The following is a 14,404-nucleotide window of genomic DNA, read 5'->3' as shown; positions in this document are numbered from 1 at the left end:
CGCATTCAGACGCTTAAAGGATTGAGCGAGGAACTATGGATTTCGTATTCAACGAAGATCAGGAAGCGTTGGCGAGCAGCGTCAAGCGCTTTCTGATGACGGAGATGACGCCGGAGCTGATCCGCGAATTGTGGAACACGCCCACGGGCCGCTCGGAACGCATGTGGGACATGTTCGCCACGCAAGGGCTGACGGCAGTGTCGGTGCCGGAACGTCACGACGGGATGGGGCTCGGCGAAGTGGAGTGGGCGCTGCTCGCGCAGACCTATGGCTACTTCGCGGGACCCGAGCCGTTGCTCGATACGGCACTCGTCGCTGTCGGCTTGCTGGACGGTCTCCCGGCCAGTGCGCAGCGCGACGCACTGTTGCGCGATATCGCGGTAGTTGCGGCGCGTGTGGCGATTGCGCATCCGGTGAATCCGTATGTCAGCGATGCGCACGTCGCGAAGGTTTTGTTGTGTGAGCGGGAGGGCGAATTGCATTGGCTCACCCCCGACGCTTGCCGGTTGAATGCGGTGGAAAGCATCGACCCTTCGCGCCGGCTGTTCGAACTCGATTGGCAGGCAACGCCGGGCACACGCGTGGCAACGGCCGCCGAGGCGCAACCGTTGCTGGCGCGCGCACTCGATCAAGGCGCGTTCGCGGTCGCCGCGCAGTTGCTCGGTCTCACGCAACGCGTGCTCGATGTCGCCATCGATTACAGCGCGCAGCGCAAGCAGTTCGGCAAACCGATCGGCTCGTATCAGGCGCTCAAGCATCTGCTCGCCGACGTCGCGATCCGCTACGAGTTCGCGCGGCCTGTGGTGTACCGGGCCGCCTGCGCGATCGCGGACAACGACCCGAACCGCGCGTTGTACGTCTCCCACGCGAAGCTCGCCGCCACCGCCGCGGCGCAGCTCGCCGCGCGCCACGCGATGCAGGTGCACGGCGCGATCGGCTACACGTGGGAGCTCGACTTGCAGATCTTCATGAAACGCATCTGGGCGCTCTCGGGCAGTTGGGGCGACATAACGTTTCACAAGGCCCGCGTGGCCGACGCGCTGATCGAGTCATGTGCTCCGATCGGACCGGCCCGTACTTTCGAACTGGAATCGCAATGAAACAGGCTTATATCGTCGATGCGTTGCGCACGCCGACCGGCCGCCGCAAAGGCGGACTCGCGCAGGTGCATGCCGCGGATCTCGGCGGCTTCGTGTTGAAGGAGCTGGTTGGCCGTAACGGCATACCTGCTGATGAATACGACGACGTGATATTCGGCTGCGTGGATACGATCGGTCCGCTGGCGGGCAATATCGCGCGCACCTGCTGGCTTGCCGCTGGTTTGCCGTTGACGGTGCCCGGCGTGACGGTGGACCGGCAATGCGGTTCGTCGCAACAGGCCGTGCATTTCGCCGCGCAGGCCGTGATGAGCGGCACGCAGGACGTGGTGGTGGCGGGCGGCGTGCAGACCATGACGCAGATTCCGATTTCGTCCGCGATGACGGCAGCCGAGCCGCTCGGTTTCACCGACCCGTTCTCGGGCAGCATCGGCTGGCGCGCGCGTTTCGGCGAGGCACCGGTTTCGCAATTCCATGCGGCGCAGCGGATCGCGGATCACTGGAACCTGTCGCGCGAAACGATGGAGCAGTACGCGCTGGAGAGTCACCGGCGCGCGCTGGCGGCGATCGAATGCGGTTACTTTGCGCGCGAAATCGTGCCGTTCGCAGGCGTTGTCCATGATGAGACGCCGCGTAAGGACACCACGCTAGCAAAGATGGCGTCGCTTGAATCATTGATGCCCGGCGGCGCGTTGACGGCCGCCGTGTCGAGTCAGACCTGCGATGCGGCAGCGGCGTTGCTGATCGTCTCTGAAGAGGCGCTCAAGCGTTACGGCCTCACACCGCGCGCCCGTATCCATCACTTGAGCGTGCTCGGCGACGATCCGCTGTGGATGCTCACCGCGCCGATTCCTGCGACACGTCACGCGTTGAAGAAGGCCGGCCTCGCGCTGGACGACATCGACGTGGTGGAGCTGAACGAAGCGTTTGCCTCGGTGGCGCTGGCGTGGCTCGCCGAGACGGGCTATCCGCACGAGAAGACCAATCCGAACGGCGGCGCGATCGCGCTTGGTCATCCGCTCGGCGCAACTGGCGCGCGGCTGATGACGAGCCTGCTGCACGAACTCGAACGCACGCAAGGCCGCTACGGTTTGCAAACGATGTGCGAGGGCGGTGGCCTCGCCAACGTCACGATCATCGAGCGTCTGTAAGCGCATCACTGTCCAAGAGGATCGAGCATGGGAATCTGCAACGAACGCACCGTGATCGTCACCGGCGCGGGTGGAGGGTTGGGCCGCGAATATGCGCTGGCGTTTGCCGCCGAAGGCGCCGCGGTGGTGGTCAACGATATTCGTCAGGAAGCGGCGCAAGCTGTGTGCGACGAGATTGTGCGCGCTGGCGGCCGGGCACTGGCCAATGCCGACGACATCACGCGCATCGACACGGCGCAACGCATCATCGACGCCGCACATGAGGCCTTCGGCGAGATTCATGTGCTGGTGAACAACGCGGGCATTTGCCGCGACCGGATGTTCATCAGCATGACCGAAGCCGATTGGGACGACGTGATGCGGGTGCACCTTCGCGGGCATTTCTGCCTTTCGCAACTGTTGGCAAAGGAATGGCGAGATGCGTCGAAGGCGGGGCGCGGGGTGGACGCGCGCATCGTCAATACGAGTTCGGGGGCGGGGTTGCAAGGCTCGATCGGCCAGGCGAACTATGGCGCGGCCAAGGCGGCAATCGCGGCTTTGACGTTGATGCAGGCCGCGGAACTGCAGCGCTACGGCGTGCGGGTGAACGCGCTGGCGCCGGCGGCGCGTACGTCGATGACCGAAGGCGTGTTTGCCGAGATGATGAAAAAGCCTGCCAATGGCTTCGACTACTTCGATCCGGCGAACGTCGCGCCCTTGGTCGTCTGGCTCGGCAGCGTTGAATCGCGCGACGTGACCGGGCAGGTGTTCGAAGCGGCGGGCGGCATGATTGCCGTGGCCGAAGGCTGGCGCACGGGGCCGCGCATCGACATCGGCGCACGCTGGCAAGTCACTGCACTGGGTGGCGCGGTCGCGGCGCTGGTGGCAGAACGTGAGCCGGCGCAGCAAGTCTACGGAAGCTGACGCGATGAATCTCGCTCTTTCCGAAGAACAAACCATGATTCGCGATTCGGCGGCCGAGGTGCTGGCCGAGCGCAGCGCATCGGCGGCGGTGCGGCAGGCGATTGAACATAGCGCGGGTCGAGATGCGGGGTTGTGGCGCACGCTCGCCAGCGAACTCGGCTGGTGCGCGTTGACCGTGCCAGAAGCGGCGGGCGGTGCGGGCCTGGGTGCGATGGAACTGGTGTTACTGATGGAGCAGATGGGGCGGCGCCTTGTCTGCGCGCCTTACTTCAGCACGGTGTGTCTGGCGGCGACGGCGTTGGCGCAGTGCGGATCGGCGGCGGCTCGCGTGTGGCTCTCGCGAATAGCGAACGGCGAGGTGAGCGCGACGCTCGCGTTGCACGCTGGTGGGGCTGCGTTTGATGCGAGGACGGCTTCTGTGTACGCGGCGCGCGGCTTTGATGCGAGTACGGCTTCGGCGCGCTCAGCTCCCGGCTTTGATGCGCGTACGGCCTTGGCGTACGCTGCCCCCGGATTTCATGCACATACGGTTTCGGTTTACGCGGAAGAGACGGCTCACGGCTACCGTCTGTCGGGGACGCTGGCGCAGGTTGTCGATGGTGCGGGTGCCGATCTGTTGCTGGTGCCCGCTTTGATCGCAAACGAAGCGCAGACCATCGCGCTGTTCGAATTGAACTGTGCTGATCTCGCCGGCCTCACTCGCACACCACTTGTCACGCTGGATGCGACGCGTCCTTTGGCGCGTGTTGAGCTGAATGCGGTCGATGTGCCGCGTGACGCATTGATGGCGTGTGGCCGCGAGGCTGAACACGCGCTGTCTGACACTGCATGGTTTGCAGCATTGGCGCTGGCTGCGGAACAACTTGGCGGCGCGCAGCAATGCCTCGATCTCACGCTTGTCTATACCGCGGAGCGCGTGCAATTCGGCCGCGCGATTGCATCGTTTCAGGCAGTCAAACACCGTTGCGCACAGATGATGGTCGAAATCGAGGCGGCGCGTTCGGCCGTGCTAGGCGCGGCGCAGACGTGGGACCAGGCGCGGAATCAAATACGGGCTCAGGTGCCGAACCAAATGCGCAATCAGCCGTGCGCTTCGTTACCACCGGACGTGCTTGCCGACATCGCCACAGCAAAAGCCACCGCCAACGACGCTTTCCGGTTCTGCGCTCAGGAAGCGATCCAGCTTCACGGCGGCGTCGGTTTCACGTGGGAATACGACCCACAACTGTATTTCAAACGCGCACAGGCGTGCAGCGCGCTATTTGGCACGACCGCGCAGATGCTGTCGTTTATCGCGGAGCAGGTGATCGACCCTAGTGAGGCTTCTAGCGAAGCAGTGCCGTCGCCGCTGGCACCTGCCGCCGACCACGCACAAGCCGTCCTCGCCGGAGTCCTTTAATGAACAGCGAAACGCAGCAACACCACCTGTGCGTGGAAGTCGCCGACTGGATGACTGCGCATCTGAGCGGCCAGTTCGCCTGCCTGCAATACCGCGGCGGTCCTGGCGACGAAGAGGCCTATCCGGCATTACGCAAGAAATGGGAGCGCGAACTGGCAAGCGGCGGCTGGACGGGTCTCGGCTGGCCAAAAGAACAAGGCGGCCGCGCAATGTCCGTCGCCGACCAGGTGATCTTCCACGAGGAATACGCCCGCGCTGGTGGTCCCGGGCGCATGGGCCATATCGGCGAAGGTCTTCTGGGACCAACCCTGATCGCATGCGGCACCGAAGACCAACGCAAGCGCTTTCTGCCCGGCATCCTGAACGGCACGCAGTTCTGGTGCCAGGGCTATTCGGAACCGGGCGCGGGTTCAGATCTCGCGAACGTCCGCACTCGCGCAGTCCGCGATGAAAACGGCAACTGGCGCGTGCATGGCCAGAAAGTCTGGACCTCGCTCGCACACGATTCCGACTGGATCTTCGTGATCGCACGCACGGATGCGGAATCGCGCGGCAATCGCGGATTGTCGTTCCTGTTGATGCCACTCGATCAACCCGGCATCGAGATTCGCCCGATCAAACAATTGAACGGCGGCGCCGAATTCAACGAAGTGTTCTTCGACGGCGCGCTCGCCGCTGCTGAAGATCTGGTCGGTACGCCTGGCGATGGCTGGCGCATTGCGATGACGTTGCTCGGTTTCGAGCGCGGCATGTCCACGCTGGGTCAGCAGATGCAGTTCATCCGCGAGCTCGAATGGGTGGTCGACGCGGCGCATGAAGCGGGCGTCGCGAATGACCCGCTGATTCGCCAACGGATCGCACGAGCGTGGAGCGGCTTGCGCGTGATGCGCTACAACGCGCTGCGCATGCTGGCGGGCGCCGATGCCGATGAAAGCGGCGGCGCGTTGGGCCGTGAAGCGCTGATCTACAAATACTACTGGTCGAACTGGCATCGCGAACTCGGCCAATTGGCGATGGACGTGCTTGGGCCCGACGCTAACGTGATCGACAGCGCCGACGCAAAACGCACCCGCCTGCAGGGCGTGTTCCTCTTCTCGCGCGCCGACACGATCTACGCGGGCACCAACGAAATCCAACTGAACATCATGGCCGAGCGCGGGCTCGGTATGCCGAGAGAACCCCGAGGAACGCAATGAACGAATCCCAAACGGTGCGGACCGCGCCTGCCTATGTGCCGGGCCACCAACTGCTGGCTGGCAAATCTGTGCTGATTACAGCGGCCGCCGGTGTAGGTATCGGTTTCGCCGCCGCCAAACGCTGCGCGGAAGAAGGCTGCCGCGCGCTCTTCATCTCCGACATCCACGAGCGGCGCCTCGCACAGGCAGTCGAAACCTTGCGTGCGGAAACGGGTTTGCAAAAGGTTTACGGCCGTCTGTGCAACGTCTCAGTGGAAGAGGACGTACGCGCGCTGGTCGCGGACGCCGAAGACAGGATGCAAGGCGTCGACGTACTGATCAACAACGCCGGGCTCGGCGGCGCGCGTCGCATCGTCGAAATGGACGATGCCGAATGGTCGCGGGTGATCGACATTAGCCTCACCGGCACCTTCCGCATGACGCGGGCGATGTTGCCGCACATGCAGCAGCGTGGCCGTGGCGTGATCGTGAATAACGCATCGGTGCTCGGCTGGCGAGCGCAGGCAGAACAGGCGCATTACGCAGCGGCGAAGGCCGGCGTGATGGCGCTGACGCGCTGCGCCGCGCTCGAAGCCGCGCCGTACGGTGTGCGCATCAACGCGGTGGCGCCGAGTATTGCGCTGCACGATTTTCTGAAGAAGTCGGCTTCGGCCGATCTGCTCGATCAACTGGCGTCGCGTGAAGCATTCGGACGCGCCGCCGAAGTGTGGGAGGTAGCGAACGTGATGGTCTTTCTGGCAAGCGACTACGCATCGTATATGACCGGCGAAGTGCTGTCGGTCAGCAGTCAGCACGCGTGATGGATAGCCTCGTGACTGAAATGCGGGCTGAAGTTCGCGGCAACCCGCAGCCGGCTCGCGTGTTCGCTCATCCGGACGAGCTGGTCGCCGCGGTCGGCGAGCGGCTCGGTGAAAGCGCGTGGATGCAGGTCGAGCAGGCGCGCATCGCGCTGTTCGCGGACGCCACGCTCGATCATCAGTGGGTCCATGTCGACGCCGAACGCGCGCAACAAGGTCCGTTCGGCGGCTGTATCGCGCACGGCTTCCTGACCCTCTCGCTCGTCAATTTCTTTCTGCCGCAGATCGTTCGGATCGACGGCGCGCGGCTCGGCGTCAATTACGGCTGCGACAAGGTCCGCTTCCCCGCGCCGGTGCGAGCCGGTGCACGCATTCGAGGCGTCGGCCAGTTGCTGCGCGCTGAAGCGATCGAGGGCGGCGTGCAGGCGTGGATTCGCGTGACCGTGGAAATCGAAGGTGAGACCAAACCCGGTTGCGTGGCCGACACCATCAGCCGCTACTACCTGTAGTAACCCGAAGAAAGCTGTAGAACCCGTAGAGGAATATTCATGAACGAAGCGGTCATCGTCTCGGTTGCACGCACACCGATCGGCAAAGCGTATCGCGGCGTGTTCAACAACACCGAAGCACCCGCGCTCGGTGGTCACGTGGTGCGGGCCGCGGTCGAACGCGCGCAACTCGATCCCGCCGATATCGACGACGTGCTGATGGGCTGCGCCGCGCAGCAAGGTACCCAGGGCTACAACATTGGCCGGCTTTCGGCGGCTGCGGCGGGCTTGCCGGCTTCGGTGCCGGGCATGGCGATGGACCGGATGTGCTCGTCGGGCTTGATGACGATCGCGACGGCCGCGCAGAACATTCTGTGCGGCGACGCGCGGATCGTAGTGGCGGGCGGCGTCGAGTCGATCACGCTGACGCAGAACAAGCACAAGAATGCATACCGGGCGCGCTCGGACGCGGTGCTCGCGCATCAGCCTGCTGCGTACATGGCGATGATCGAAACGGCGGAAATCGTCTCGCGCCGTTACGGCATCTCGCGCGCGGCGCAGGACGAATACGCACTGATGAGCCAGCAGCGTACGGCCGCAGCGCAAGCGGCGGGGCGCTTCGACGAAGAGATCGTGCCGTTCGATGCGCAACGCGCGCTGTTCGACAAGGAAGGCAAGCAAACCGGCAGCGAAAGCGTGCGGGCCACGCGCGACGAATGCAATCGCGCGGATACCAGCGCGGCCAGTCTGGCGGCGCTGAAACCGGTCTGGAGCGGCGGCGAAGCAGTCGCGCAGGGCGAGTTCATCACGGCCGGCAATGCGTCGCAACTGTCCGACGGCGCAGCGGCGGTGGTCGTGATGAGCGCAACGGAGGCGAAACAGCGTGGTTTGAAACCGCTCGGTATCTATCGCGGCATGGCGGTGGCGGGCTGCGACGCCGACGAAATGGGCATCGGTCCGGCGCTCGCGGTGCCGAAACTGCTGGCGCGTCATCGACTGACGGTGAACGACATCGGCCTGTGGGAGATGAACGAAGCCTTCGCGTGCCAGGTCATTCACTGCCGCGATCAGCTGCATATTCCGGCCGATCGTCTGAACGTGAACGGCGGCGCTATTTCGGTCGGCCATCCGTTCGGTATGTCCGGCACCCGCATGACGATGCACGGTTTGCTCGAAGCGCGGCGGCGCGGTGTGCGCTATGTCGTCGTGACAATGTGCGTCGGCGGCGGAATGGGCGCCGCGGCACTCTTCGAAACGGCGGCGTAGACCGCGGTCGGAGCTTTGCATGGGACCAGATTTCGATCGGAGTTGGCGCTTTAGTGCTTACTCCGATCGAAATCTGGTCGACAGGAGACAAAAAATGAAATCGACACTACCTGGCCTGCTGCTCTCGGCGGCCGTACTGGGTGCGGCGCTGTTTGCGTTTTCGCCTCGCCCGGTGCCGGCCTTCGCGGCGACCACCATTCAGGCCGATCGCTTGCAGATCAACGGGCTGGCCAAAGCCGGCACGCGGCTCGTCGCGGTGGGGGAGCGCGGCGTGATCCTCCTGAGCGACGATGCAGGCGCATCCTGGCGACGCGCCGCGATGGCGTCCGACGAGGCGTCGGCGCTCACCCAGGTGTTCTTCATCTCGCCGCGTATCGGCATCGCGGTGGGACATGACGGCTGGATCGTGCGTACCGTCGATGGCGGCGCGCACTGGAGCGAAGTGCGCTTCGATCGCCAGCATTCGGACCCGCTGCTGTCCGTGTGGGGCAATGCAAGCGGACTGGTGTTCGCGAGCGGCAGCTTCGGCCAATTGTTGGTCTCGCACGACGCGGGCGCCACCTGGGCCCAACAAAAAACACCCGCGGATGATCGCCACCTGAATGCGATTGCCGGCGATGCAAGCGGCCGTCTGATGATCGCAGGCGAAACCGGCACGCTGTTGCGCTCGACCGACAACGGCGCGAGCTGGGAGAAGCGTCCCGTGCCCTATCAGGGTTCGCTATTCGGCGTGCTGAAGCTGGCCGACGGCGACTGGCTCGCCTACGGCATGCGCGGCAACGTCCTGCGTAGCACCGATCAGGGCGACACGTGGACACACATCGATAGCCGCATCGGCACCTCGTACTTCGGCGCGGCGCAACTCGCCGACGGAGAACTCGTGCTGGTCGGCCAGGGCGGCGCGATCGTCACCTCGCGCGATAACGGACAGAGCTTCGCGGTACGCAAGGTGGGTGGCGTGCAGAGCCTCGCGACTGTGGTCGATGCCGGGCATGGCGAACTTGCGTTGGGCGGCGAAGCGGGCATCGCGTTGCTGCCGGTATTGCCCGCAGTCCGAACGCCGCTTGCGTCTCCGCCTGTTACGCCAGGCGCGTCATCTTCCTGAACGCGCGGCTTGGTTCGCCGACACTCCATAGCGCGCTCGCCGGCCACCGGTTAGCCACGCCCGCCGCGCTCCCCGTTGCCTTGCAGTGAGACGCATCATGAACGTATCGTCCCGTCCTTCTTCGTCCCGCCTTGCGCGTTTTGTCGAGCGTTGTGCCGACGCCATCATGCGGCAGCGGCGCCTCCTGCTGACGCTGTGCCTCGCGGTGACCGTCGCACTGGGTTGTTCCGCGACGCGCTTGCGGCTCGACCCCGGGTTCAACAAGATGATCCCGATGCAGCACCCGTATATGCAGGTGTTCAACCGCTATGCGAGCGCCTTTCCGGGTGCGAACACGATTCTCGTGAGTCTGCGCTGGAAGGGCCACGGCGACATCTACAACCAGGCGTTCATGGACGACCTGCGTCACGCGACCGATGATGTGTTCTTCATTCCCGGCGTGAATCGCTCGCGCGTGTTCTCGCTGTTCACGCCGAACGTGCGTTATACGGAGGTCACCGAAGCGGGCTTTCGTGGCGACGTGGTTGTCCCCGGCCAGTTCAGCAGCGCCAATCCCGACGACCTTGCCAAAGTGCGCCGCAATGTCGCGCGTTCCGGGCAGATCGGCAGGCTGGTCGGCAATGACCTGCATTCCGCGCTGATTCGCGCGGAGTTGCGCGAGACCGATCCCGTCACCGGCAAGCATCTGGATTACGGTGCGGTTGCACGCCAACTCGAACAGATCCGCGCGCGCTATTCGAATCAGGATGTCGAGGTCGACATCATCGGCTTTGCGAAACTGGTGGGGGATGTGGAGGCGGGGATCAGCGGCGTGATCGGTTTCTTCGCGCTCGCGTTTCTGATTACCGCCGCGCTGCTGTTTGCTTATACGCGTTCGGCAAAGACCACGGTACTCGCGCTGTTCGTGGCGTTGCTGCCGGTGGTGTGGCTGCTCGGCGCGTTGCCGATTCTCGGCCTCGGCATCGATCCGATGTCGATCCTCGTTCCGTTCCTGATTTTCTCGATCGGCGTCTCGCATGCCGTGCAGATGACGAATGCGTGGAAGCAGGCGCTGGTCGCCGGCATGTCCTCGACCGATGCGGCACGCGACGCGTTTCGCAAGCTGTTCGTGCCAGGCACCGTTGCGTTGTTGACGAATGCGCTCGGCTTCATGGTGATCATGCGCATCCAGATCGAGATTGTGCGTGAGCTGGGTGTCACGGCGTGCCTCGGCGTGCTGCTGATGATCGTCACCAACAAGGTGTTTCTGCCGATCCTGTTGTCGTACACGCGGCTGGAGGCCGGCACGCTGGCGCGTGCACAGAGCCGTGCAGCGCAAGGCGGCAGCCGCCTGTGGACGCGTTTTGCGATGTTTGCGCGCCCAGCGCCGGCGCTGGGCGTGTTCGTGATCGCACTGCTGTTGCTGGCGTTCGGCGCGAAGGAGTCGCGCAATCTGCAGATCGGCGACATCGGCGCAGGCGCGCCCGAGTTGCGCAGCACCTCGCGCTACAACCTCGACAACGCGCGGATCACGAGCCAGTACAACATCGGTGTGGATGCGCTCGCGGTGATCGTCGAGACGACCGGTTTCGACGATGCCTGTCTGCACTATCCGGTGATGAGCGCGATCGAGCGCTTCGAGATGGAGATGCGCGGCGTGGCGGGCGTGCAGTCGGTGGTGAGCGTGCCTTCACTCGCGAAGATTTCGATTGCCGCCTTTAACGAAGGCAATCCGCGCTGGGGCGCGTTGCCGCGTTCGAACGACGGTCTCACGCAAGGCGCAAGTGCGTTCGATCCGGACAACGGCATGAACACCGAGAACTGCCAGGCGATTCAGGTGTTGATCTACACCACCGATCACGAGGGCAAGACGATCGCGCATATCGTCGATGAAATCAAACGGCTGGCCGCGGAAGATCACACGCCGAATATTGCGTTCCGGCTTGCGGGCGGCAATGTCGGCGTGATGGCGGCAACCAACGAAGCGGTCGGCGAGGCCGAAGTGGCGATGCTGTTGTCGATTTTCGGTGCGATCGCGTTGCTGTGCTTCGTGACGTTCCGTTCGTGGCGCGCGGTGTTGTGCATCGTGGTGCCGCTGACGGTGGTGTCGATTTTGTGCAACGCGGTGATGGCATGGCTCGGCATCGGCCTGAAGGTCGCTACGTTGCCGGTGATTACGCTGGGCGTGGGGGTGGGCGTCGACTATGGCATCTACCTGTACGAGCGCTTGCAGCATGAGGTGCGCGGCGGCGCCACGTTGCCCGAAGCGTTCGCAGCGGCGATGCGCCAACGCGGCACCGCAGCCTTGTTTACCGCGGTGACGATGTTCATCGGCGTGGGGACGTGGGCGTTTTCCGCACTCAAGTTCCAGGTGGATATGGGCGTGCTGCTTGCCTTCATGTTCCTCGTCAATCTGTTCGGTGCGGTGTTCCTGTTGCCGGCGCTGGCGGCATGGCTCGGGGTGGAGCGGGCGGAGCGGCGTGCCGGCGCGCGTGATGTGGCGCCAAATGCGGGCGCGGCGAACGTGCCGAACGCACCGGGTGGGCCCGTGCGCGGCGCAGCATCGGCTTCCGGCAACGTCGAGGCGGCTGCGCTCGAGCATGGCAATTCGGGGCGCTGAGGGTCTGTGAAAGGGCGCTTAAGGGTAGATGAAATCCCTAGTCCGTCGGGACGATGAAGGCGGAGTGCGTCGCGCTTATTGTCGGGCGTGAGCGCGAAGGTCAGCGCGCGTCTCAAGAACACTTAAGACGGCGGCTATTCAGAAGCGCCGCCTTTTCCATTGGAGGAGATAAGAGATGTCCGCACGTCCGTACAAAATCGAATCACAGCCGCTGGTGCAGCGTTATGCACGCGGCTGGCACTGTCTTGGTCTTGCCAGCGAATACAAGGATGGCAAGCCGCACACGCTGAACATTTTCGGCCAGCGCCTTGCTGCGTTCATGGATTCACAAGGGCGCGTGAACGTCGTCGACGGCTTTTGCCCGCACATGGGCGGCGACCTGAGCACTGGCCGCGTGGATGGCGACACGCTGGTGTGCCCGTTTCACGGTTGGCAATGGGACGGCGACGGCAATTGCCAGTCGATTCCGTATTGCAAGCGGATTCCGCCGAAAGCGAAGATCGGCACATGGCAGACGTGTGAGCAGAATCAGCTGCTGTTCATCTGGCACGATCCTGAAGGCAATCCACCGTCGGAAGAGGTGACGATTCCCCGCATCGATGCGTGTTTCTCGGACGAATGGTCGGACTGGGTGGTCGACCTGATGACGATCGGCACCAACTGCCGTGAACTGGTCGACAACATCTCCGACATGGCGCACTTCGCAACCGTGCACGGCGCACCGGTCGATTACTTCGCGAATCTGTTTGAAGGACACAAGGCCACGCAACTGCTGGTTGGCCGCAGCGAACGCCTTGGTGACGACGAGTTGATTGCGCTGTCCACTTACTTTGGTCCCGCGTACCACATCACCGAGATGACGGGGCAGAGCGGCGGGCATCCGATTCATTCGATACTGCTGAACTGCCATGTACCGATCGACATGAACAGTTTCGAACTGCGTTACGGCGTGATGGTGAAGAAGGTGCCGGGTTTGTCGGACGAACAGAACATGGAGATTGCGCGCGCGTATTCGAAGCAGGCGCAGGCAGCGTTCTATGAAGATGTGGCGATCTGGGACAGCAAGACGCGCATCGACAATCCGCTGTTGTGCGAGGGCGACGGGCCGCTGTATCAGATGCGCGACTGGTACTCGCAGTTTTACCTCGATGCCGCGGATGTGAGACCGTCGAGTACGGCGAGGAAGGTGGTGGAGATCAAGGTGCGTGAGGGTGGGGTGCCGCCGCCGCTGCGGCACGTGTTCGAAGGATAAAGATGTTTGAGAAGGCCGTGCATGCACCGCCTTCAGATTGCTGAGCACCCCACGTTTTTCGGAGCGTGGGGTTTTGTTTTTCAGGCCAGACGGGTCGCGGCGTGAAGCGCGAGTGTTGAGGCAATCAAGGGCTGTTGCGCTTACGGGTTCGTCGTCGCAGCGTGTGTCGACGGTTCCAGATAGTTCTGCTGGATCTTCTCCACGTTCACGTGCAGCACATCCACGAGGTAATGCTGCATCCCGCCGTACTGCTGATCGATCACCTCCATGGCTGCGCCGATGTAATCCGGGTCTACCGCGAGCAGCGGCGCCAGGACGTCGGGCGCGACGCCGATCTTCTGCAACTGCGCGGTTGCTTGTGCGTTGCCTGCGGCGTTATAGCGATTCGACGCCAGGTAGTCGGCAATCACCGTTGCTCGATCGACACCCAGGGCCGACAGCAGCAGGACTGTCGCGAAGCCTGTGCGATCTTTACCTGCAGTGCAGTGATAGAGCATGGTTTTATTGTCTTCGGCGAGCTTGAGGAAGCGTGCGAATTGCGCTTGATAGGTGCCTGGGAATTGCTGGTAGAGCGACACCATGAACTGATGCATTTGCGCGGGCGTCGAGCGCTTGAGCATGGGGATGATGGTTTCCGGCGCGAGGTTGCCGGCGAGGACCGGGTCGGCTTGCCAGGGGAATTGGGAGGCGAAGGGTTGTTCGGTGGGGTTTTTTTCGCTTTCAGCGCGGAAGTCGAGAATGACGTCGAGGTGCATCGCCTTGAGTTTGGCGATGTCGGCCGGTGTGGCGAAGGCTGGGTTGCCGCTCCGGAAGAGGCGGCCGGGCTGGATTTGCCGGCCTTCTTTTGTTGGTATGCCCGCCAGGGCGCGGGTGTTCTGGATTTTTTCCATCTGGATGTAAGGGGTGGGGGTGCCTGCTGTGGGGGCAGGCTGCGCGGTGGTGGTGATGGTTACTGCTATTAGCAGGGCACCGAGTGCTGTGGGTCTATATGGATTGGATTTCATGATTTTGGTTTGAAGTAGAGGTTTTTGCCTGCGCGGCGCTTTTTGTTCGTGCCTCTGGCTTTGGTGCCTTTCCTTGAATTGTTAGTGGTCTATTAGCGTTCCCCCTGTGCGGGGGGGCACCTACTTTTCTTTGCCGCCGCAAAGAAA

General features: G+C 63.4%; 12 protein-coding genes. 11 read left to right on the top strand and 1 reads right to left on the bottom strand.

The genetic code is table 11. The features are described 5' to 3' along the window. The first annotated feature begins 35 nt into the window (after nucleotides 1-35). The 11 genes from KHO33_RS14080 to KHO33_RS14030 all read left to right on the top strand — a co-directional run bounded on the left by KHO33_RS14080 (nucleotide 36) and on the right by KHO33_RS14030 (nucleotide 13,253). Complete coding sequence (locus KHO33_RS14080; RefSeq protein WP_200564799.1) at nucleotides 36-1,100, top strand: acyl-CoA dehydrogenase; 1,065 nt, start codon at nucleotides 36-38, stop codon at nucleotides 1,098-1,100. Beyond that, a complete protein-coding gene (locus tag KHO33_RS14075) occupies nucleotides 1,097-2,248 on the top strand; it encodes an acetyl-CoA C-acetyltransferase (RefSeq protein WP_200564798.1) in 1,152 nt (383 codons plus the stop codon). The genes KHO33_RS14080 and KHO33_RS14075 overlap by 4 nt, the downstream gene beginning before the upstream one ends. A gap of 27 nt (nucleotides 2,249-2,275) precedes the next feature. Beyond that, nucleotides 2,276-3,151, top strand: coding sequence for an SDR family oxidoreductase (locus KHO33_RS14070; protein ID WP_200564797.1), 876 nt, complete (start codon nucleotides 2,276-2,278; stop codon nucleotides 3,149-3,151). Between the two features lie 4 nt (nucleotides 3,152-3,155). Beyond that, nucleotides 3,156-4,550, top strand: coding sequence for an acyl-CoA dehydrogenase family protein (locus KHO33_RS14065; RefSeq protein ID WP_200564796.1), 1,395 nt, complete (start codon nucleotides 3,156-3,158; stop codon nucleotides 4,548-4,550). After that, on the top strand, nucleotides 4,550-5,746 hold the full coding sequence (locus KHO33_RS14060; protein WP_200564795.1) for an acyl-CoA dehydrogenase family protein: 1,197 nt from the start codon (nucleotides 4,550-4,552) through the stop codon (nucleotides 5,744-5,746). The genes KHO33_RS14065 and KHO33_RS14060 overlap by 1 nt, the downstream gene beginning before the upstream one ends. Beyond that, nucleotides 5,743-6,546, top strand: a complete 804-nt coding sequence (locus KHO33_RS14055) for an SDR family oxidoreductase (RefSeq protein WP_200564794.1) — start codon at nucleotides 5,743-5,745, stop codon at nucleotides 6,544-6,546. Before KHO33_RS14060 ends, KHO33_RS14055 begins: the two co-directional genes overlap by 4 nt. A gap of 20 nt (nucleotides 6,547-6,566) precedes the next feature. Further along, entirely contained in the window at nucleotides 6,567-7,052 is a 486-nt protein-coding gene (locus tag KHO33_RS14050; protein WP_200564974.1) for a MaoC family dehydratase, read from the top strand. Between the two features lie 39 nt (nucleotides 7,053-7,091). Then, the gene (locus tag KHO33_RS14045) at nucleotides 7,092-8,297 is read left to right on the top strand and encodes an acetyl-CoA C-acyltransferase (protein ID WP_200564793.1); all 1,206 of its coding nucleotides are present in this window, start codon (nucleotides 7,092-7,094) and stop codon (nucleotides 8,295-8,297) included. 94 nt (nucleotides 8,298-8,391) lie between these two features. Then, nucleotides 8,392-9,402 carry a beta propeller repeat protein gene (locus KHO33_RS14040; protein WP_200564792.1) on the top strand — a complete coding sequence of 337 codons (1,011 nt, stop codon included), beginning with the start codon at nucleotides 8,392-8,394 and terminating at the stop codon, nucleotides 9,400-9,402. A 97-nt stretch (nucleotides 9,403-9,499) separates the two neighbouring features. Then, a complete protein-coding gene (locus tag KHO33_RS14035) occupies nucleotides 9,500-12,001 on the top strand; it encodes an efflux RND transporter permease subunit (RefSeq protein WP_200564791.1) in 2,502 nt (833 codons plus the stop codon). Nucleotides 12,002-12,176: 175 nt separating this feature from the next. Further along, nucleotides 12,177-13,253, top strand: coding sequence for a Rieske 2Fe-2S domain-containing protein (locus tag KHO33_RS14030; protein ID WP_200564790.1), 1,077 nt, complete (start codon nucleotides 12,177-12,179; stop codon nucleotides 13,251-13,253). Between the two features lie 140 nt (nucleotides 13,254-13,393). Here KHO33_RS14030 and KHO33_RS14025 read toward each other — a convergent pair whose 3' ends face one another. Beyond that, nucleotides 13,394-14,257 (bottom strand): tyrosine-protein phosphatase, encoded by an 864-nt coding sequence (locus KHO33_RS14025; RefSeq protein ID WP_200564789.1) that lies wholly within the window; start codon nucleotides 14,255-14,257, stop codon nucleotides 13,394-13,396. Nucleotides 14,258-14,404: the final 147 nt, after the last annotated feature.

The sequence above is a fragment of the Paraburkholderia nemoris genome, from assembly GCF_905221015.1.
Lineage (GTDB): Bacteria > Pseudomonadota > Gammaproteobacteria > Burkholderiales > Burkholderiaceae > Paraburkholderia > Paraburkholderia nemoris.
The sequence above is the reverse complement of the archived record's forward strand: the minus strand, read 5'-3'. Positions and strand labels throughout refer to the sequence as shown.